Origin of the sequence: Parapedobacter lycopersici (genome assembly GCF_024643285.1) — a bacterium.
Taxonomy (GTDB): Bacteria; Bacteroidota; Bacteroidia; order Sphingobacteriales; family Sphingobacteriaceae; genus Parapedobacter; species Parapedobacter lycopersici.
The window spans coordinates 258,567-278,497 of the sequence record NZ_JAMSLW010000003.1 but is presented as its reverse complement, the minus strand read 5'-3'; the positions used below and the strand labels follow the sequence as shown (position 1 = coordinate 278,497).

General features: G+C 48.9%; 16 protein-coding genes. 8 read left to right on the top strand and 8 right to left on the bottom strand.

The features are described 5' to 3' along the window. Positions 1 to 24 precede the first annotated feature (24 nt). The 4 genes from NEV57_RS08020 to NEV57_RS08005 are packed head-to-tail and all read left to right on the top strand — an operon-like array spanning position 25 to position 4,797. Positions 25 to 660, top strand: a complete 636-nt coding sequence (locus tag NEV57_RS08020) for a TetR/AcrR family transcriptional regulator (RefSeq protein WP_257657793.1) — start codon at positions 25 to 27, stop codon at positions 658 to 660. 23 nt (positions 661 to 683) lie between these two features. Then, positions 684 to 2,096, top strand: a complete 1,413-nt coding sequence (locus NEV57_RS08015; protein ID WP_257657792.1) for a TolC family protein — start codon at positions 684 to 686, stop codon at positions 2,094 to 2,096. Positions 2,097 to 2,099: 3 nt separating this feature from the next. Continuing rightward, a complete protein-coding gene (locus NEV57_RS08010; RefSeq protein WP_257657791.1) occupies positions 2,100 to 3,215 on the top strand; it encodes an HlyD family secretion protein in 1,116 nt (371 codons plus the stop codon). A gap of 4 nt (positions 3,216 to 3,219) precedes the next feature. Beyond that, positions 3,220 to 4,797 (top strand): DHA2 family efflux MFS transporter permease subunit, encoded by a 1,578-nt coding sequence (locus NEV57_RS08005; RefSeq protein WP_257657790.1) that lies wholly within the window; start codon positions 3,220 to 3,222, stop codon positions 4,795 to 4,797. Positions 4,798 to 4,824: 27 nt separating this feature from the next. On the opposite strand, the gene NEV57_RS08000 is transcribed toward NEV57_RS08005, so the two are convergent. Continuing rightward, positions 4,825 to 5,652 carry a glycoside hydrolase family 16 protein gene (locus NEV57_RS08000; protein ID WP_257657789.1) on the bottom strand — a complete coding sequence of 276 codons (828 nt, stop codon included), beginning with the start codon at positions 5,650 to 5,652 and terminating at the stop codon, positions 4,825 to 4,827. A gap of 354 nt (positions 5,653 to 6,006) precedes the next feature. On the opposite strand from NEV57_RS08000, the gene NEV57_RS07995 reads away from it, so the two are divergent. Further along, positions 6,007 to 6,423: a lipocalin family protein gene (locus tag NEV57_RS07995; protein WP_257657788.1), complete on the top strand. Its 417-nt coding sequence runs from the start codon at positions 6,007 to 6,009 to the stop codon at positions 6,421 to 6,423. A 26-nt stretch (positions 6,424 to 6,449) separates the two neighbouring features. Then, complete coding sequence (locus NEV57_RS07990) at positions 6,450 to 6,932, top strand: hypothetical protein (protein WP_257657787.1); 483 nt, start codon at positions 6,450 to 6,452, stop codon at positions 6,930 to 6,932. Positions 6,933 to 7,124: 192 nt separating this feature from the next. Here NEV57_RS07990 and NEV57_RS07985 read toward each other — a convergent pair whose 3' ends face one another. The 7 genes from NEV57_RS07985 to NEV57_RS07955 all read right to left on the bottom strand — a co-directional run bounded on the left by NEV57_RS07985 (position 7,125) and on the right by NEV57_RS07955 (position 19,120). Then, positions 7,125 to 8,390 (bottom strand): enolase C-terminal domain-like protein, encoded by a 1,266-nt coding sequence (locus NEV57_RS07985; protein WP_257657786.1) that lies wholly within the window; start codon positions 8,388 to 8,390, stop codon positions 7,125 to 7,127. 112 nt (positions 8,391 to 8,502) lie between these two features. After that, positions 8,503 to 10,689, bottom strand: coding sequence for an outer membrane protein assembly factor BamB family protein (locus NEV57_RS07980; protein ID WP_257657785.1), 2,187 nt, complete (start codon positions 10,687 to 10,689; stop codon positions 8,503 to 8,505). A gap of 13 nt (positions 10,690 to 10,702) precedes the next feature. Then, positions 10,703 to 11,659 (bottom strand): aldose epimerase family protein, encoded by a 957-nt coding sequence (locus NEV57_RS07975; RefSeq protein ID WP_257657784.1) that lies wholly within the window; start codon positions 11,657 to 11,659, stop codon positions 10,703 to 10,705. A 102-nt stretch (positions 11,660 to 11,761) separates the two neighbouring features. Further along, on the bottom strand, positions 11,762 to 13,489 hold the full coding sequence (locus tag NEV57_RS07970; RefSeq protein ID WP_257657783.1) for a RagB/SusD family nutrient uptake outer membrane protein: 1,728 nt from the start codon (positions 13,487 to 13,489) through the stop codon (positions 11,762 to 11,764). 40 nt (positions 13,490 to 13,529) lie between these two features. After that, a complete protein-coding gene (locus NEV57_RS07965) occupies positions 13,530 to 16,907 on the bottom strand; it encodes a TonB-dependent receptor (RefSeq protein ID WP_257657782.1) in 3,378 nt (1,125 codons plus the stop codon). Positions 16,908 to 17,137: 230 nt separating this feature from the next. After that, positions 17,138 to 17,710, bottom strand: a complete 573-nt coding sequence (locus NEV57_RS07960; RefSeq protein WP_257657781.1) for an RNA polymerase sigma-70 factor — start codon at positions 17,708 to 17,710, stop codon at positions 17,138 to 17,140. Between the two features lie 285 nt (positions 17,711 to 17,995). Continuing rightward, the gene (locus tag NEV57_RS07955) at positions 17,996 to 19,120 is read right to left on the bottom strand and encodes a FecR family protein (protein ID WP_257657780.1); all 1,125 of its coding nucleotides are present in this window, start codon (positions 19,118 to 19,120) and stop codon (positions 17,996 to 17,998) included. Positions 19,121 to 19,311: 191 nt separating this feature from the next. Between NEV57_RS07955 and NEV57_RS07950 the strand changes: the two genes are divergently transcribed. Next, positions 19,312 to 19,560, top strand: a complete 249-nt coding sequence (locus tag NEV57_RS07950; RefSeq protein ID WP_257657779.1) for an Ada metal-binding domain-containing protein — start codon at positions 19,312 to 19,314, stop codon at positions 19,558 to 19,560. Further along, complete coding sequence (locus tag NEV57_RS07945; RefSeq protein ID WP_257657778.1) at positions 19,557 to 19,919, top strand: DUF4180 domain-containing protein; 363 nt, start codon at positions 19,557 to 19,559, stop codon at positions 19,917 to 19,919. The genes NEV57_RS07950 and NEV57_RS07945 overlap by 4 nt, the downstream gene beginning before the upstream one ends. The last annotated feature ends 12 nt before the right edge of the window (positions 19,920 to 19,931 follow it).

The window sequence follows — 19,931 nt, the reverse complement described above, 5'->3', positions numbered from 1 at the left end:
TTTTGTACCATCAAAGTCAGCAAGATGGAATATAGTGAAAAACAACGGCAGATCATGGACGTCGCACTGGCGCTTTTTGCGGATCATGGTTATCATAAGACCTCGATACGCGATATTGCTCGGGCAGCCGAGGTAAACGTTGCCATGGTATCCTATTACTTCGGTTCAAAAGATAAGTTGCTGGAAGCTATTTTTATTCATCGTTTCAGCACGATGCGGGAGATACTGCGTGACATCATTTACGAGAAAACGCATTCACCCATCGAAAAGGTCGAAAAATTCATTGATATTTTCATTGACATGCTGGTACAACATCAGTTGTTCCACCGGCTGATGATGCGCGAATCGAGCGTTATCAAAGAAGGGCCATTATTCGACATGATCTACGAGTTGAAGACAACCAACCGGAGGCTGGTGGAAAAAGCCGTGAAAAACGGACAGCGTCTCGGCGTATTCCGGAAAGACGTAGATGTCTTTTTTATGTCGTCCGTGTTAATCGGCAGTGTCAATCAGAATCTGGCCAACCACCGGTATGAAATGGAACATACACAATGGACTGCTGAAGAAAAGGAAATCGCTAAAAAGAACCGTATAAATGCATTACGAAAACACCTGAAACGCATGTTCATCGCGTACCTGACCATTGATGAAGGACAATAACGTAAACAAATTAAGCTGTTCAAATGAAGATAATCCAATTATACTGTAGACGAATCAGTACCGGCTTACTGGTTGCGGTTAGCCTGATCGGTCCTGGAGCGGCAACGGCCTATGGCCAGTCGCGGGCATTGGGCCTGGAAGAGGCCATTGCGTTAAGCCTGGACCACAGTCATGCGTTGAAAATAGCAGACAGCCAAATTGATGAGGCCATTGCAACGGTGAAAGAGGCAAAAAACCACCGGCTGCCCGACATCGATGTATCGGGGCAATACCTCCGGGTAAATAAGCCGAACATGCAGCTGAAAATCGGCGGCACCCAGGAGACCGACGGTGAAGCAGAGCAGGGTACTGCTGCGCCAAACGTCAGTCAGGCCATGTTTGGAATGGCTACTGCTACCTTGCCCCTATTCTCTGGCGGGCGGATCAGCAGTGGAATCGCATCAGCTAAATACCTCGAAAAAGCGGCTGAACTGGATGCCGAAGACAACAGGCAGCAGGTAATACAAAATACCGTTGCGGCATACGTTAACCTGTATAAGGCCCAGGCCGCTGTCAAATTAGTGGAAGAGAACCTGCGGTCTTCAAACCGGAGGGTGGCCGACTTTATTAATATGGAGGCAAACGGCCTGGTAGCACGTAACGACCTGTTAAAGGTACAGTTGCAGGAAAGCAACCTGGAATTGGCGTTGTTGACTGCAAAAAATGAGGAGCAGATATCCAACTACAATTTTGACCTTATGCTGGGGATCGCTGAAAATACCCCGCTGCTACTTGACAGCACCGCAGTGGAGGGGCGTGCAACTACCGGTACGCTCATGGACTGGGAACAAACGGCGCTGGACCATCGCGCCGATGAAAAAGCACTGGAAAACAGAATCCTTGCAGCACACGCCGCAGTAACGGGGGCAAAAAGCAGTTACTACCCCACCCTGGCGTTGCGTGCGGGCTACGTAGCAGTTAATGTCCCCCATGCGCTAACCGTGACCAATGCCATGAATGCAGGTGCAGGATTAAGCTATAACCTGGCTTCGCTATATAAAGCGGGTGCAACCGTGCGGCGGGCACGTGCGCGGGAGGAAGTCTTGAATTGGAACCGGGAACAACTGCAGGACGACATCAAAATCGAAATTCATCAAGCCTACCAGGACCTGGATCAAAGCCTGAAAAAAATAACCGTCTGCCAGAAAGCGATGGTGCAGGCCGATGAAAATTTCCGGATAACCAAAAATAAATATGACAATAGCCTGGCGACCACAACTGATCTGCTGGATGCGGACGTAGCCAGGTTACAGACCCACATCGATTATGAATATGCGAAGGCCGATGCCCTGGTTTCGTACTATCAGCTTCATGAACGCGCGGGCATCACAGTCGCCCAGTATTCACCGTTAACATCGCAGCAAAACGAACAATCCCATCAACAGGTATCACAATAAGTAATGGAAACAACTCAACAGCATCCGACCGAAGCGGCCGGGAAAAAATCAGGAAACAGGCGGTTCGCCCTCGTTTTTATCGTACTTATTTTAACCGGCGGCACTTATGGTATTATCAAATACCTCCATGCACAGCACCACGAGGAAACCGATGACGCGCAGGTAGTCTCGGTAATCAGTCCGGTAATTCCGCGGATATCGGGCTACATCCGGGAAGTCAGGGTCAAGGATAATGAACAAGTACATGCAGGTGACACCCTGGTAGTTCTCGATAACCGGGATTTCCAGATAAAACTTGCGCAGGCAGAGGCAATGCTTGAATCGGCAAAAAGCAATGTCATTGCAGCGGGCGCAGGCGTAGCCGTGGCACAGGCGAACATCAGCACATCCGAAGTCAATATCGGGACGGTGGAGGCCCAGATTGAATCAGCGAAAATTGATCTTTGGCGCGCTGAAAAAGATTTTGAACGGTATGCCAACCTCATCGCCGATCACAGCATTACCCAGCAGCAATATGAGCAGGCCCTGGCCACCAGGCAGCTGGCTGAAAAACGACTCGATATTCTGGAGTCACAACGACAGTCCGCCGCACGGCAGGTGGATGCGGTGAGCCGGCAGAAGTCAGTAAGCAGCAGCCAGACCCAGGTAGCCAATGCGTTGATCAGACAGCGCGAGGCCGAGGTGGATGCCGCACGCCTGACCCTTTCGTATACCGTAATTACGGCCGCTGTAGACGGTCAGGTAGGCAAGGTTAACCTGCAGCCCGGCCAGTTTCTGGCCACCGGCCAATCCTTGTTTCATATTGTACCGGCCACAGACAAGTGGGTTGTTGCGAATTTTAAGGAAACCCAGCTGACCCACATGCATGTCGGACAGAAAGTAGCTATCCAGGTAGATGCATATCCCGACACCACACTGCAGGGAACGATCGCCTCCTTCTCCCCTGCTACTGGCGCTGTCCAGTCGCTTTTGCCGCCGGATAACGCTTCAGGTAATTTTGTGAAAGTGGTGCAGCGGCTGCCGGTCCGCATTGATTTTGACCGGGAACCGGGCAATGCAAATTTTATTGAGAAAATCCGGACCGGGATGAATGTGCTGGTAGACGTATACCTTAACTGATACCATGCAACAGGACTTAACAGTCGAATACGGTTTCCGCAGGGTAATAGTGACCATTACTGCGGTTTGCTGCGCCCTGCTGGAAATTGTGGATACTACAATTATCAATGTGGCACTCAACGAGATGCGCGGCAGCATGGGCGCCACGTTAAGTGAGATTGGTTGGGTGATAACGGCATACGCGATTGGGAATGTCATTGTCGTGCCGTTAACCAGTTTTCTGTCGCAGCAATTCGGTCGGAGTAATTACTTCGCAGCCTCCATCGTCCTTTTTACGATCTGTTCCTTTTTATGCGGGAACGCCACGACGATGTGGGAACTCGTGCTTTTCCGCTTTCTCCAGGGTGTAGGTGGGGGGGCGTTGCTGGTGACCTCGCAAACCATTATTACCGAGGCATACCCGTTAGAAAAACGCGGTATGGCCCAGGCAATTTACGGCCTGGGGGTTATTGTAGGCCCCACACTTGGCCCGCCATTGGGCGGGTATATCGTGGAACATTACAGCTGGCCGTATATCTTTTACATCAATTTACCTATTGGTGTCATCGCCACCATGCTCACGCTAACGTATATAAAAAGTCCAAAATACGGCGAAAAACAGGCAGCAAGCCAGATCGATTGGTGGGGGATCGTGTTTCTTGCCGGTGCCGTGGGCTCACTCCAGTTTGTGCTGGAGCGCGGGCAGGAAGAAGACTGGTTCTCCAGTGGCATGATTCTGGGATTCGCCATCTTATGCGGTATATGTGCCTACCTCTTTATCTGGCGGGAACTAACCTATAAAAATCCCATTGTGGAGTTACGGGTGTTAAAAAACAGTAACCTGCGTGTCGGGACGATACTCTCCTTCATTCTCGGGTTCGGCTTATACGGATCTACATTTATCATTCCGTTATACACCCAGAATTCATTGGGCTGGACGGCCTACCAGGCAGGCCTGCTGATGGTACCTTCTTCATTGATGACCGCCTTTATGATGCCCATCATCGGTCAGGCCATCCAACGGGGTGTCCGGCAAAAGTACCTGGCGGCTTCCGGTATGTTTCTGTTTTTCATCTTTTGTATGTGGGGATACCACATTTTGACACCCGATACCGGTGACGACGCATTTTTCTGGATGTTGATGCTGCGGGGCCTGGCAATGAGTATGTTGTTTATTCCGGTTACTACGTTATCGCTGTCTACCTTGCGGGGGAAACAAATCGGTCAGGGTGCGGCGTTTACCGGAATGATGCGCCAGCTCGGTGGCTCTTTCGGCATCGCCCTGATCACGACGTTCATGACCCGCCAGAACGCATTGCACCGAAACGATATGATTGGTTATATCAATCCGGAAAACGAAGTTTTCCAGCAAAAATACCAGGGAATGGTCGCCAATTTTATGCAGCACGGGATGGCCGCGAACGAAGCACGGGCAGCTGCACTACACGCGCTGGACGGATCCATTATGGGCCAGGCAGCTGTCCTCTCGTATATGGACGTATTCCTGTACATCGGGATCATGTTCCTGATTTGCGTACCCTTTATCCTGATGTTAAAAAATAACATGTCAACTGACAAAATTGACGTATCCGCCGCCCATTAGCGGCTAGCGCGCATTCCCAATGTATGGCTATTGGTATATCCTAACCCAATCCACGATCAGTTGTACCGGCAGCTGTGCAGGATCCACCTCACCTACCCAGCTGCCGCCCAGTTGCTGGTCAATCAGCAGGTAAAACGGCTGGTCATAGGGCCATTGTGAGGGATCTACGCCTGCGAGACGGGGATAGGTAAAGGTATCTTGGCCATCCAGCTGGAATACAATCCGGTCCGGGTACCAGTTAATACCAAAGACATGGTACCCGTCACCTTGAAACGGTGCTATGCCGGAATGGGGTGGATGGTCCGTCTGCTTCAGATTGAGTGTATAGTGGGAATGGGTAGTCTGGTAAATAATCGTATCGTGGTTCAGGTGTTCCATGATATCAATCTCACCATTTCGCGGATACGCGCCATACCGGTTCTGTTCGGCAAGCATCCACAGGGCCGGCCATGCTCCCTGTGCATTTTCCAGTTTTGCACGGATTTCCACCCTCCCGTACTGGAATGCAAATTTACCTTTACTCCGGATACCCCCTGTAAGATACGGACGATGGTCAACCGACGTATCCGGGTTGTTGATACCCAACAGGTATAATTGCCCGCTATCCAACCGGAAAAGCTGATCATCGATGCTCATGTGCCGGTTCCAGTCGGAAGTGCCCGGGGTAATGCGCGACCATTTGGATGTATCGAGTGCAGCTTCGTCGAATTCGTCATGCCAGACAAGTTTCCAGTTTTTTGCTTCCCTCCCCTCCCGCTGCACATAAATATACCGGTTGTCCCCAATACGTTCCGTGATCTTACAGGCCGCAAATAACGTTGCCATTAACAGCAATACAACATGCGTTTTATTCATTGCACAGTTCCTTTAATCATTTACACCATACCTAAAGTTACCGTTTATTTTCGGCATCTACCGAACTGCCTTTTCCTCATTGCCGGCAAACTCAGGCATTTATCGCATTCAAACGGTGCAATAACGGACGCCATCAGCGGCAAATACTCCCCAGTGCGACCGGGAACACTGTGCTGACGACATCAACCAACATGCTTGCAATGAAGGCTTTACAGCATATCAGTCCCGACATTTCATTGAACCACTACGTTGCGTGGACAAGAAATACTGGTTTTCTGGGATTTACCCGTGTACTCCCGGAAACTATCTTTGCATCTGACAGATAAATAACGCATAACCCAGAAACATACGATTATGAAACGTTTCCTTTTTATGATGGCGCTCGCCGCATTTACAGTGCTCTCCTGTTCAAAAGATGACGAAGGGCCGAATGGTCAGCAAGACCCATTAATTGGGGCATGGCAGTTACGCGCCATTTACAATGGCGAAGAGGTTATTGAGGTCACGAACGAACCCTGTTTCCAGGATACTCGTTTCGATGTAAACGAAAACAACCTCACGCTCTTTATTTCAGTACCATCAGGTCAGCCGGATGCCTCTTGTCAAACGGAGTCCCAGTCGGCCGCCTGGGAAAACGACGGTGGCACCTATTACGTAATTACCGACGGTGAACGGGAACCCCTGGGCATCTCCCTAAATGATGATAACCAAACGTTACAACTGAGTATCACCTTTGATGGTGAGCCCTTTGCACTGATTTTCCGAAAATAATCCTTACTAATTTTTAATTAACAACCATGAAATCCAAGATGTTTATTAGCGCTGCCCTGGCATGCTGCCTGATCTGTACTGTCTTTTTCGCTACTGCGCAATCCGCCGCACAACCGTATCGCACGGGAGCCGGCCTACTCATTGACGTCGGTGAGGGAGTCACCCTCGTAGGCCCGCATGTAAAGCACTTTTTTGCACCGAATCATGCCGGGGAGGCCGCGCTACTCTTTGGTGGTGGGGTAACCAGCTTGCAGGCCATGTACCAGTACAATCAGCCCATTGGTGAGCTGAACGGACTGCAATGGTACCTCGGTATTGGTGGAAATATCTTTTTTGAAGAAGATGTCGACGCCACTTTTGGCATTGTACCTGCTGCAGGACTTGATTACAAAATTGCGAAGGCACCGATTGCCCTGTCTTTTGACTGGCGGCCAAAATTTCTGTTGTATGACGGTGACAGTGAGTTTCTGGCAGCGCGGTTCGGCATTGGCCTGCGGTTTACGTTTTAATACGTAAGCCGCAGACGATGGATTAGCACCGGCAATAGCCGGCTTGTTTCCATCAAACGAATGCCGCCTGTTTGCTGGAAAAGGCAATACAAAAAGTAGAGCGGAGCGTACCAGAAATCTGGTGTACTCCGCTCTGGCAACTTTAACTAACTACTACTAACTAATATATTCGTCGGCCTGCACTAAATTGAGCTATGGACGGATAATCGTACCATCTGCCTTCCTGATCTGTGAATAGCCCCGATAACTGATCGGATATTTAGCTGCTTCTTTTTCATCTATGTCGACGCCGATACCAGGATTCTCGTTAATGTGGATATAGCCCTTTTCGTGAGTTGGTGCGCCTGGGAACACCTCTCGCTCCGCATCCGTGAAATCACGGATTTCCTGAACACCGAAATTCCAGATGGCTGTATCGATATGCGCATGCACAGCGTGCCCAACCGGACTAACATCAGCCGGACCATGCCAAGCCGTACGTATGCCGAACCACTCACCTAACCGGGCAACTTTCATAGCTGGTGTCAATCCACCAATCTGTGAAATATGACACCGAATGAAGTCAAAATAACGATTAGCCATCGGCTCGAGGAATTCATTGATGTTATTGAAAAGCTCACCCATGGCGATTGGCACATTCGTGCTCTGCCTAATCTCCTTAAACCAACCCATGTTCTCAGGCGATACTGGATCTTCAAGGAAGAACGGACGATAAGGCGCTATGTTATTCATCAGGGTAATGGCTTCCATCGGCTGGATCTTCTCGTGTATGTCGTGCATCAATTCGATTTCATCACCGCACACTTTTCTAACGGTCTCAAATACCTTAGGCATTGTTCGCAAGTAAGCTGGGATATCCATGTAACGATCTCCTGCATAGCCATAACCTGCAGCCTGAAAATCGCCCTGAGCATTGCCTCCACCCGATGTCCCCATCCGAACGTAACGGAATCCCTGCTCCATACGCTGCTGTACCTGTTCGGCGACTTCCTCGGGGGTTGATCCTCCTGCTCCTGCGTATGCTGGAACCGCAAATCTCGATCTTCCACCAAGTAGTTGGTAAACGGGCATATTAGCCCGTTTACCTTTGATGTCCCATAACGCCTGGTCCATTCCACTAATGGCGTTATTCAATACCGGGCCATTACGCCAATAGGAATCGATATAGAACGAATTCCACATATCCTCAATGTTGTCAACATCCTTCCCAATACAAAATGGTTTCAGGTATTTTTCGATTGCGGTTACTACAGCGCCTGCACGCTGTGTGAATGTAGCACATCCTAAACCATACAACCCCGGCTCGGACGTCTCAATTTTTACAACAACCAAATTGGCTCTGTTTGGCGCGGTGGCTATTGCTTTGACATCCCTGATTGTTACCTTAGCCATTCCTCTGCCGTAGTTTGGGGTTTCCCCCACGGCACCCTGTGCACGTGACTGCCCAAATAGTCCCATAGCTCCGGTTGCGGAGCAAATACCGAGCGCTTTTAATAAATCCCTGCGATCCATGTTGCTTGTTGTCTTCATAATTATGCGTTGTTATAATTTGTTATTGATTTCCATATTGCTATTCAGGCAATGCAAATGCGATATAATAATGACCTGCCTGCTGGCCCCGCGCACCACCGGCCGCGATGGCAATGTATTGCCGGTCGTTTACCGCATAGGTGACCGGCGTGGCAAACCCGCCGGCGGGAAGTTGATATTCCCATACAACCTCCCCCGTTTTCTTATTGAATGCACGGATCCGTTCATCTTTTGTACCTGCAATAAAAACAAGTCCGCCAGCTGTAACAATTGGCCCGCCATAACTTTCCGTCCCGGTAATCGGTATCCCTTTTTCAGTAAGCTCGGGAAATTCACCCAGTGGGACGCGCCATAGGTATTCGCCAGTACGCAGATCAATTGCATTCAGTGTGCCCCACGGAGGTTTTATTCCCGGGTACCCGTCAGGGTCGAACAACTTGGTCCAGGCTTTGATCACATACCTTGGCTGGAATCCGAAAGCACTATCAGCGACATCGGTAGTAATGCTAACTACTTCATTCCGTTCATTTAGAATAGAAGCCGGTGGCTCAGGCGAGGTCCCGTCCCACAGAAAATCTACAATCGCTTGCCGATCATATGCCGACAGGTGCTGGAAAGATGGCATTCGGCCCACACCATTAGTAACCGTATTAAGCAGCTGCAGGCGGCTAAACTGGTTCTTCACATTACTGATATTGGGAAAATCAGTTCCGTTTCCTTTACGGTCGACACCATGGCATGCTGCGCAATTAGCAGCATAAAGTGCACTACCTGAAAGTAGCTCCCCGGTATTGCGCTTATTGTATTGAGGATTCTCAACCATTTCGAGGATCCACGGATTATCATTCGAATTTTGGTATAATATGCCATCAGGATCAACCGCGTTCCCTCCCCACTCAGCACCACCACTATACCCAAACAATAGCGTACCACCCTCTCTTGGAGGGGTATACATATGATCGGTACGGTATTGCTCATAGATTTTCCGGGTATACTCACGGGCAGTTTCCGAGATATCCGATATATCATCTTCGGTATAAACCTGCCGCGAAAAAGGCTTCGGCTTTGTTGGGAATTTCTGTGTCGGCCACGGTGTTTCCCCTGGCAACCCCTCAGTAGACACCGGCAATTCTTCTATTGGGAAAAGTGATTCACCTGTTTCACTATCCAGCACATATACAAATCCCTCTTTTGTAGCCTGTACCACTACATTCTGCTGCTTTCCATTATGCTCAATCGACGCAAAATTGGGCGGAAGCGGAATATCACGATCCCAAAGATCATGGCTTACGGTCTGGAAAAACCATTTTAAGCGGCCGTCATTGGCATCCAGGGCAAGGATACAATTTGCAAATAGATTTTGGCCAGGCCGGTTACCTCCGTAAAAATCAGCCGCTGGCGAGCCGGTACCGAGAAAAACCACACCTTTCGCTTCATCGAGTACCATACCCGACCAGCTGTTGGCCCCGCCGATTTCCTGATGTGCTGCAGCGGGCCATGTTTCAAAACCAGGTTCACCGGGATGTGGTATAGTCCGGAAAACCCACTCCAGTTTTCCAGTAACGACATTGAATGCACGGATATGCCCTGGTGCAGCATCACCGGATTCGGAAACAGCCGATCCGATAATCAGCGTGTTCTTATAGATAACACCCGGCGAAGTTGCCCGGACACGTGCGTTGCTGATGTCCTTTTTCAGGTCTGTCGACAGCCCTTCACGCAGATCGACAACGCCTTTCGTTCCAAAGGTCGGTATCAATTTACCGGTTTTGGCATCGATGCCATAAAGTTCAGCTTCAACCGTATAAAAAATACGTTTGTCGGTGCCGTTTTCCCAGTACATCACACCGCGGTTTCGATTCCCTTCGATTGGCGGTGAAAATTCCCAAAGTGCCTCACCCGTTGCCGCATTAACGGCAAAAAGTGCCAGCTCAGGGGTGGTACCATACAGCACACCGTCCATGACAACCGGTTGGCATTGTATCTCCCGGATGCGCTGCCCGGAAGCCGCGGAATCCAATGGGTCTCGCGCCTGATACATCCATGCGACTTCCAGATCGCGGACATTTCCCAGGTTAATCTGGTCGAGGGGCGAATACCGGTTTCCCGCTTTGTTACCTCCGTAGGCGGGCCAGTTATCGCCCGTCTGATACAGCGATGAACCCGGGTTATCGCAGGCAGAAACACTAAGTACAGCGAAGGACGCATATAAGAATACTTTGTTCATTGTGATGAGTGGATTACAACGTGTAATATGCATAAGTGATGGTCCATGAGAAAGATTCGCCCGGCCCGACGTTCACCTCGATATAAGGTTCGGGGCAAAGCGTTTTGGCGGCCGACCAGAAATCCAGCTTAGTGATCGGCCGATCACAGGTAATCCGGACACCCACGCCTGTGTTCCTGTTTTCGATGGTGATATCGTTGTCTGCGGCTATTGGCCGGTAGCCCGTAATGTATCGTAGGTTGGGGTGGTCTGTCGGACCTAATGCCTTGATAAACCTGATCTCTCTACCCTCAATTGTTGCGAATGGCGCAAGTCTGTTAGTCTGCGCGCTAATCGCAAAAGGAAAGCGGACCACATATCCCGGGCCGATGCTGTCCTGGTCTATGACAAAGAAGTTATGGTCAAACACCTGGCTTTCCATGGTTTCCGTCCCTTCATTTATCAGCATATGCGTAATAACCATCCTATTTTCGACCAGCCGGATTACCTTCTTATATTCATAAGGAAATGGACCCCTGCGCAATACGTGGGTAAATGAAATGCAATCTTCACCGGTGTCGACATCCCACGTCCCATGATCAACAATGGGATAAGGCTTAGCAAAATGATAAGGCAGTGTATCCAATTTGTTTAGTGCGCCAACACCAACCTTTATAAACGGCCCGCCCACGTTGGCCTCCGCGTAACCGATAGGGTCAAATGCCTCAACTGGTCCGACGATGGCATCATGGACATACGGATCGTAGGTTTCAAACCATTGCCCAAAAAAAGTGTGCCCTTTGTATTTTAACTCGGGCATTACTCCCGACCAGTCGAACCGCCCGCCACGATAATACCCGTTCGTCGGATCGGGCAGGTAGACCACTGCTTCAAGGATGCCGTTTGAAAGCCGTGCTTCCGGTGGCGGCACCTGCGCCCGGCACGCATTGCACAACCCAATCAGTCCGATCGAGGTCAGCAGTATTTTCATTAACGCATTCATATTTTTGAAAAGCTAAAGCAGCCTATAGAGTCATGTAGCTATCACCGGATGGCTGCTTTAACGAGTATGCACGTGTGTGGATCATGTAACTTAATAACCAGGATTCTGATCAGCAAACTCAATAGCCGGATTGGTTTCGATTTCCAGCGTCGGAATGGGTTGTGCATAATCCGTATCTTCCCAGTTTATGCTGCCACCGCGGACACTTTCATAATAGGCGGCTTCTGCTGCACCTGTCTGCCAGCGTCGGGTATCAAACCATTTATGACCTTCGCCGAAAAGTTCAGCAAATCGTTCATATTTGAGCGGATCATTTTGCAATACCGGATCATTGGCCATGGTCTGACTGGTCAAACTGGCATAATCCACCGGAGAAGGGGCATCCACCGGATAATCGTAAGCCCGCCTTTTCACCTTGTTGACAAACTCCAGGCCGAGCACAGGGTCTCCGGTCTCAATAAGCGCCTCCGCGTACAATAAGTACACATCGGCAAGCCTCAGGAAATAAATATTCGCCCCGAAATTCCGCACGGAAGTCTGGTTGTTCTTTAAGTATACGTACTTGCGGAAACTCCAGGCATCCATTTGAACCTCGACGCCGTCATGGTAATGGGAAATTGCACGCTGTATGCCTCCTACTGTCATAAAATCGACATAGGGCTGCAGCATGGCTACCCATAATCGGGGGTCCACGGATTTATTTTCCCGGACCGCGTTCGCCTCATCAACATAGCCTGCACGCACGTTATTGGCATTTGCCTCAGTGACACCGGCATCGAAATAGTGGGCCAGGCCATAGCCAAAGCGTCTGAGGTTCTTCCGATGGGGAAATGCGTTTGACCATCCCGATCCAACAGGCGACCCGGCGTCGTTTGCCCACGAAGGTGCAATGATCATTCCGATCCAGGAACCCGTTGTCAGATCGGTGTTCGCATTGCCGCCAACATCATCTGTCAGCGGGATTTCAATCAGGGACTCGGAGTTAAATTCATTTTCACCATTGAACATATCCTTATATACCTGAAAGGGCACCAAGGACTTGCCGCTGTTTTCAACAACATCCTGTAAATAGGTTCGGGCTGATTGCCAATCATCCGTAAAGGCATACACTTTACCCAAAAATGCACGGATTGACCAGACATTGACTTTATAAATATCTGCACCGCTCCAGGAAGTGTTTTCAAGCAATGATTCGGCTTGCTTCAGTTCGCCAATAATAAAATCCCAGACCTCCCCTACGGATGAGCGTCCAATCGCTGTTTCGTCATTAGAACCGGCAACCGTGGTAATCAGCGGCACACCTGCTCCATCCCTGCCCTGCCCATCAATAATAAAGGTTTCGCCCCAAATCGATATCAGGTTAAAATAAAACCATGCCCGGAGGTAATGTGCCTGGCCTTCAAATGTATTCAGCTGCTCCGGGGTCACCCCATGGGCATCCTCCGTCCGGAACCGTTCAACAATTTCCAAAATGGTATTGGCGCGTTGCACCCCTTTGTAGGAATCATTCCAGGTATCCTGAAGAAATGGATCGGATGCCCGTGTATCGTTCTGAGCAAGGTTGATCCAGGTCTGTGTACCCAGCCAGGCCATGTCCTGTGTATGGTCCCAGCAAAAAAGGTTCTTAGCAAGCATGGTATGGCCATATAAGCCAAAAGCGTGCTGCGTGCCGTATGCTCCCTGGAGCAGCTGTTCGATATCAGCGGCTGAAGTCGGGTAATTTGACTCCACCAGGTTATTCGGGTCTTCAAGCTCTAAGAAGTCTGTGCTACAGCCGAGTAATAATCCGGTCATCAGCAGTACTATGTATTTTTTCATGGTGTTTCTTTAAGTTGTTACGATGATTTACCTGTTGCGCCTAAAAGCCTAATTTGACACCCAAAGAGACAAATCGTGTCTGAGGATAGCGGCTATTGTTATCAATGCCCCTCGCCGTAATCCCTTCTCCGAGTACTTCAGGATCAGTTCCGGTATAGTTGGTCAGGGTGAAAACATTCTGCGCCATAACGTAAATGCTTGCCGACGTCATGTTCAGCTTCTCCAGGAAATCCCCGGAAAAATTATACCCAAGCTGTATGTTGCGGAGTTTGAGGTAAGAGGCATTCTCTACGAAGTAACTGGATATCTTGGTATAATTGGCATTGGGATCCCGAACATAGTCGCCTGCCCCATTGGTAAACCCAAGCCTTGGCCGGTCTGTCAACCCATTGCCATCAAAGAAAGATGCATCAAATACCGCTGGGGAAGTATTGTAGTCGCCCGCCAGAAAATCAGAGTAATGTCGGTTCGCATTATAGATATCCATATCAAATACACCCTGAAAGGCCATGGAAAGATCAAACCGCTTATAGTTAAAGCTGAAATTGAGTCCATAATTGAATTTTGGCCATGGATTCCCGATAAAATCACGGTCTTCCTCGGTGATAATCCCGTCACCGTTGACATCACGGTAGATCAGGTCACCTGCTCCGGCACCGGTCTGCGTGATGCCACGGTCAGCTACTTCCTGATCCGTCGCAAAAATACCGTCGACAACATAGCCATAAAATTGGCTAAGTGGTTGGCCGGGAACAGTCCGGGAAATCAGGTTAGACAAATATTGCCCTCCCTCGCCGGCATTGATCGCCTGGCTCGACGTACCGTCGAGACTGATTACCTTGTTCTCATTATATGATCCGTTAGCCCCTAAATTCATCGTCAGATCACCTATCGATGCCTGATAGTTTACACCAAGCTCAACACCCTGGTTACTCAATTCGCCGATGTTGGTAAACACTGGATTTCCATCATATCCAGCTGATAGCGGCACGGGAACGGCATAGATCATATCCTGGGTAATACGCCGATACCAGTCCGCCGTCACCGTCAGTCGATTAGTCAGGAAGGAAATATCCACGCCCACATCGGTGGTCTTTACTTCTTCCCATTTGATCCGCGGATTGGGCATAGACAGGTTACGGCCATAGGATTGGACCTTGGATCCGTCCGCTAAACCGGTAATGTTCTGCGGTCCGAATGACCCCTGATATAAATATTGCGGAATTGCGCCGATATTCCCCAACAATCCATAACTGGCACGGAGCTGCAGGGAAGAAATGGCATCCACGTTAAAAAATGGTTCCTCGCTGATCCGCCACCCGGCAGAAAATGCGGGAAATATCCCCCATTTATTTTCTGCGCCAAACCGGTCGGAACCGTCCCTGCGGATGGTAGCAGAAAAGAGGTATTTATTGTTAAAGGAATAATTAACCCGGCCAAATTGCGAAAGCAACCGTGAGTCCGGAAACAAACCACCGGTAACACGCTGTGTCTCAAGCGCAGTATTCAAAAAGAACGATTGTGTCTCATTTACTGCGAAATCAACCGCATAACCTTCCATATAATGACGGTCTTCACGGTAAACCTCGTAGCCCGCCAATGCCTTAATATCGTGCAGGCCGAAGGTTTTAGTATAGTTTAATACAAAGTTTGCCGTATAATTTTCCCATGCAGTGAAGGTTTTAGTTAGGTTTGCCGGACCGGTTTGGGCACCTGTATTGTAAGCCTCATTGAAGAGGGAATACTGGCTGCTGCCAATGGACGCACCGAGTGTTGCACGGAAACTGAGCCCGTCCAGTATTTTATAATCAAGGTAAACGTTGCCTTCTATAGCATGCTCACCGGTGCCTCCGTGTGCGCCCAATGTGCGCTGTGCAGGGTTCCTGCCGTTAAAATAACCACCTGCAGGGGAATCACCCCACGCGCCATCCGCATCCCGGACAGCCATGGACGGGACCGACCGGAAATAAGTGCCGCCCGCCTCGGGCGGATTGGAATAACTCCGGTAAAGATACACGGTCTCCCCTACCCTTAATTTCGGACCGAGGATGTAGTCCGAATTCAACCGCAGCGTATAACGTTCGAAGGAATTGTCCAGTCGGACTCCTTTTTGCCGGAAATAATTACCGGACACATAATAGTTCGCCTTATCCGAGGCCCCATTAAGTGACAGGGAATAATTCTGGTCAGCGCCCGGATTAAACAGCACATCTGTCCAGTTTACATCGGGTAATTCCGCCGGGTTACCCCAGGCCGATACGTCCGCACCAAAAGCCCGGCGGGCCCTGAAATACTGCTCGGTATTCAACAACGGGATCACATTAATGGCATTCCGTATGCCGTAATAACCGTCGAAATTCACATTAATCTTTTCCTGGGCCCGCGCGCCGCGCTTGGTCTGTATCAATACCACGCCGCCCGCAGCCTGGGCACCGTAAATAGCTGCCGCGCTGGCATCCTTCAGGATTTCGATTGATTCAATATCCTGGTTATTAAAACTATAGTTAGTACCCATGCGAATACCGTCCACGATAAATAAAGGCGGCATCCCGTTCACAGATCCTCCACCGCGGATCACAATATCGGAGGTTGCGCCCGGTTCACCGGACCCGGTAACGACCTGCACGCCGGATACACGCCCCTGGAGTGTTTCAGCCACACTGGTAGCGGGAAGATTATTAATATCTTCCGCATTCACTGTGGATACTGCGCCCGTTAAATCAGACTTCTGCTGTGAGGCATAGCCTAACACAATAATCTCACTTAATGCTTGGACATCGTCCAACAGGGTCACATGGAGGGACCGCTGGTTTCCCACTATAATTTCCTGTTTGGTATAACCTACGGAGGTAAACACCAGTACCGCCTCATTCCCTGAAACCGTAATCGTATAGCTGCCTTCGTTATTGGTACCGACACCATTACCCGTACCGGCTTCCATGACTGAAACGTTCGGTATGGGGTTTCCACCTTCGTCCTTGACGGTACCACTTACCGCGACCTGGACGGCCTGATTCGGTGCCTCTTCAATTCGGGCACTTCCCCGGGAAACATTGGATACATTCTTTTTTAAAACAATCTGATTTTTTACCGTGGTGAATGACACTGAACCATCGTTGAAAATCATTTTCAGAATTTTCTCAATGGGCATTTGATTCACGTGTAATGATACTTTTCGGTTAAGGTCAATTTCTTCCGTTTTGTAAAAAAAGGAGAAGTCGCTCTGGGATTCAATCTGGTTAAGCACATACGCCATGGTTGCGTTATTTACATTTAATGTAATCTTATCATCCTGCGGATGTGATTCAGCGTAAAATCCCATAAACAAAAGTACTGGCAGCACCAGGTACCTCCTTTTCATAAACAGCTTAATAAGACGCTCGCCGCTGTGCCGGAAAGCCGACTTGTTTTTTTGCATAATGGTCAATTTAAATAAGGGTCAAAAATTGGTTTCATTTGTACAGAGGTGTAATAGCTAGGGTATCATTTATTTTCCATGGCATTTATTGATAGATAAAAATTGGTTCCTTCAGCAGCGCATTGGCGCGCTGTCAATAGTAAGTACCAAAAGACAAGCACCGGTACATGTCATTCCGCATTTTTTTTATTAATTAAAAGATAAGGCTTGTCAGACGTGAAATACAGGGGTCAGAAAATCAGCAGGAAAAAGAGAAGCAATATAATCTCCTGGGGATAAAGCTCCTGCCTGATGAACTTAAGCGCTTTACTGATTTGGTTTTTTACCGCTTGCTCCGTAACGCCCAGTTCCAGTGCAATTTCTTTATTCGATTTAAAATCGTAGCGGCTCATTACAAATACTTGTTGGCATTTCGGGGAAAGCTTATTAACCCGGTCACGGATGAGCGCTTCCAGCTCGGCTAATTCAAGGTGTTGGGAAACATCAAGGGAAACATCAATGATATTCAGTCGCGTCAGGTCCTCGTCGGAAATCCGCTGGCTGCGCATATGTTTAAGCAGTTGAAACTTGACCGACTGAAAAAGGTAGGGTTTAATATTGGTAATCTGCGCTGTTTTCCGCTTAGACCAAAAATCAACGAAAACATCCTGAATAATATCTTCACATACGTCCTGTTTATGGAGTACATTGGCAGCATACGTAAACATACGCTTGGAATAACGATTATAAATTTCTTCAAACGCGGCGGTTTCGTCGTTGCGCATCAACTCCCACAACGCCTGATCGGTATACCTATCATCCATTTTCGCTCAAAATTTGATCTTTCAGAATCAATTCTGTCATGTTCCTTACCTATTACTCCAAGCATGAAGGGTCCAGACGGATTACTTCCGCTGTTTCAAGCGCCGGATTATAGCTTAAAACTGGTCAGCATGCCATTTACTAATTTCCACTAAAGTGGGTCTAATAGCCTATATCGCCCGCAATGCACAGTGCAGTACATCGAGACGATACTTGTCCACCATTAATATTGCCGTTCAATCTAAACGACCATACACAATACCTGTTTGTGTAGGTTATATTGGTTCTTAATTTATAATTACCCGATCTTCCGCGATACGGAAATCAAATCCCGCACTAGCCCTGAATGTTTCCAATAAGTCAGCCAGCGTTTCATCCTTAAACTTCCCATTAAACCGGGTTGCGCCCAGTGCCGGATCGTTATTCTGAATAACCACATTATATTTCCGCTCAATCTTCTTTATAATTTCAGCGAAGGCCTCATTATTGAATATTAACAGGCCCTGCCGCCAGCCCGTATAGTCTGTCACATCAACTTCCTCCACCGCGATATTTCCCGAAACCAGCGTCGCCTTCTGCCCCGGGACAAGTACCCTGGAATTCTGCTGATCCTCGTTACCATGTTCAGTTACTGATACACTGCCTTCCAATAATACGGTGTGGCTTACCGAACCGGTATACGAACTCACCACAAAATGAGTACCCAGCACCCGGATATCCAAGTCATTGGCATTGACGATAAACGGGCGGTTTTTATCCTTGGCAACTTCAAAATAGGCCTCTCCCTTTAAAAAGACCTGCCGGTCGGAATCCGCAATAAAATTTACCGGAAACCGAAAAACCGTACCTGAATTCAGGTGGACGGAAGTTCCATCTGAAAGAATCAGTTTAAAGGTTTTGCCCATCGGTACAATCAGCTCGTGATACACCGGTTCACCGGTAGTATTACCCGATTGATAAACTACCACATCGCCCTGTTGGGAAGCGATGGGTTCACCGGCCGCATTACGGATTTCACCATTCACCCCCATATCGAGCTCGTTATAGGTATCCGCACTCGTTTTCAGCACAATTTTATCCAGCTGGGTGGCCGGCTGATTATGATGACTGTTTACGCCTTTCCACCACCAAAGCCCGATTGCCAAGCCGGCTAACACCGCGGCATATTTCAATATACCGGCCCACCGATGGCTAAAGATGCCACGGGACCTGTTACGCCGTTGCCGGTCTTCCATTTTGGCATGGATACCTGCCAGGATCTTTCGCTGGGTTGGCTCATCGAATTCAGCATCCGGCCACGTGTCGCGCTCCTGAAACGAGTCTAAAAACCGCTCCAATAGCTCTCGTTCCCGGGGAGAACAGGTTCCCCGAATATATTTATCAAAAAGCACTTTTGCCCGTTTCGCATCCATGTGTACTTCCGCTTAATATAGATAAGTACCAAAAGCCGCCCATTGGTACACGTCGCATCTTCATTTTTTTTTTCGCTCCGATGCCCGCCCATTTACCGATAATCCCCGATTATTTTTGATACATTCGCTGTTTAGCCACCGAAATCCCACCGCAGCCAGTACGAGGGAAAGGTGGTAAATGGCAGCAATCAATGATACGGCATACCGACATAAGTGAGGGCAACTTACGAAGTTTAATCCGGAAAAAACAGATTTCCTGGGGCGGTAATGGTGCATTGAAGATTTATGGTACACTGCGGTGCGGATCAGGGAAAAATATGAAAAGGGAAAACCGGGTATTCTTTTGTTCCGAGGAGGAAGCCCGGCAACAGGGATACCGGCCATGCGGGAACTGCATGAAAACGGCGTACCGCAACTGGAAAAAGAATCACCGGATATGAATATAGTAACACATCTCCTGGGTAACAATAAAGTCGCCGAGGTTGTCACCGACGAAATCCTGCTGCACCATGCCGCTGACGGCCTGGATCTAATGGGAAACCTGTATTATCAGGGATTCGACAGCATTGTTATCCATCAAAAAAATATCACACCTGCCTTTTTCGATCTGCAAAACGGTATTGCGGGGGAACTACTGCAAAAGTTTTCCAATTATCGTGTGCGTCTGGCCATTGTAGGTGATTTCGACCGGTTCCCATCCAAAAGCCTGCGCGACTTTATTTACGAAAGCAATAAGGGACGGATCGTTAATTTCGTTGCCTCAACCGAAGCGGCATTGGAAAAATTGGCGCTGCGGTAGCCAATCGCTTCC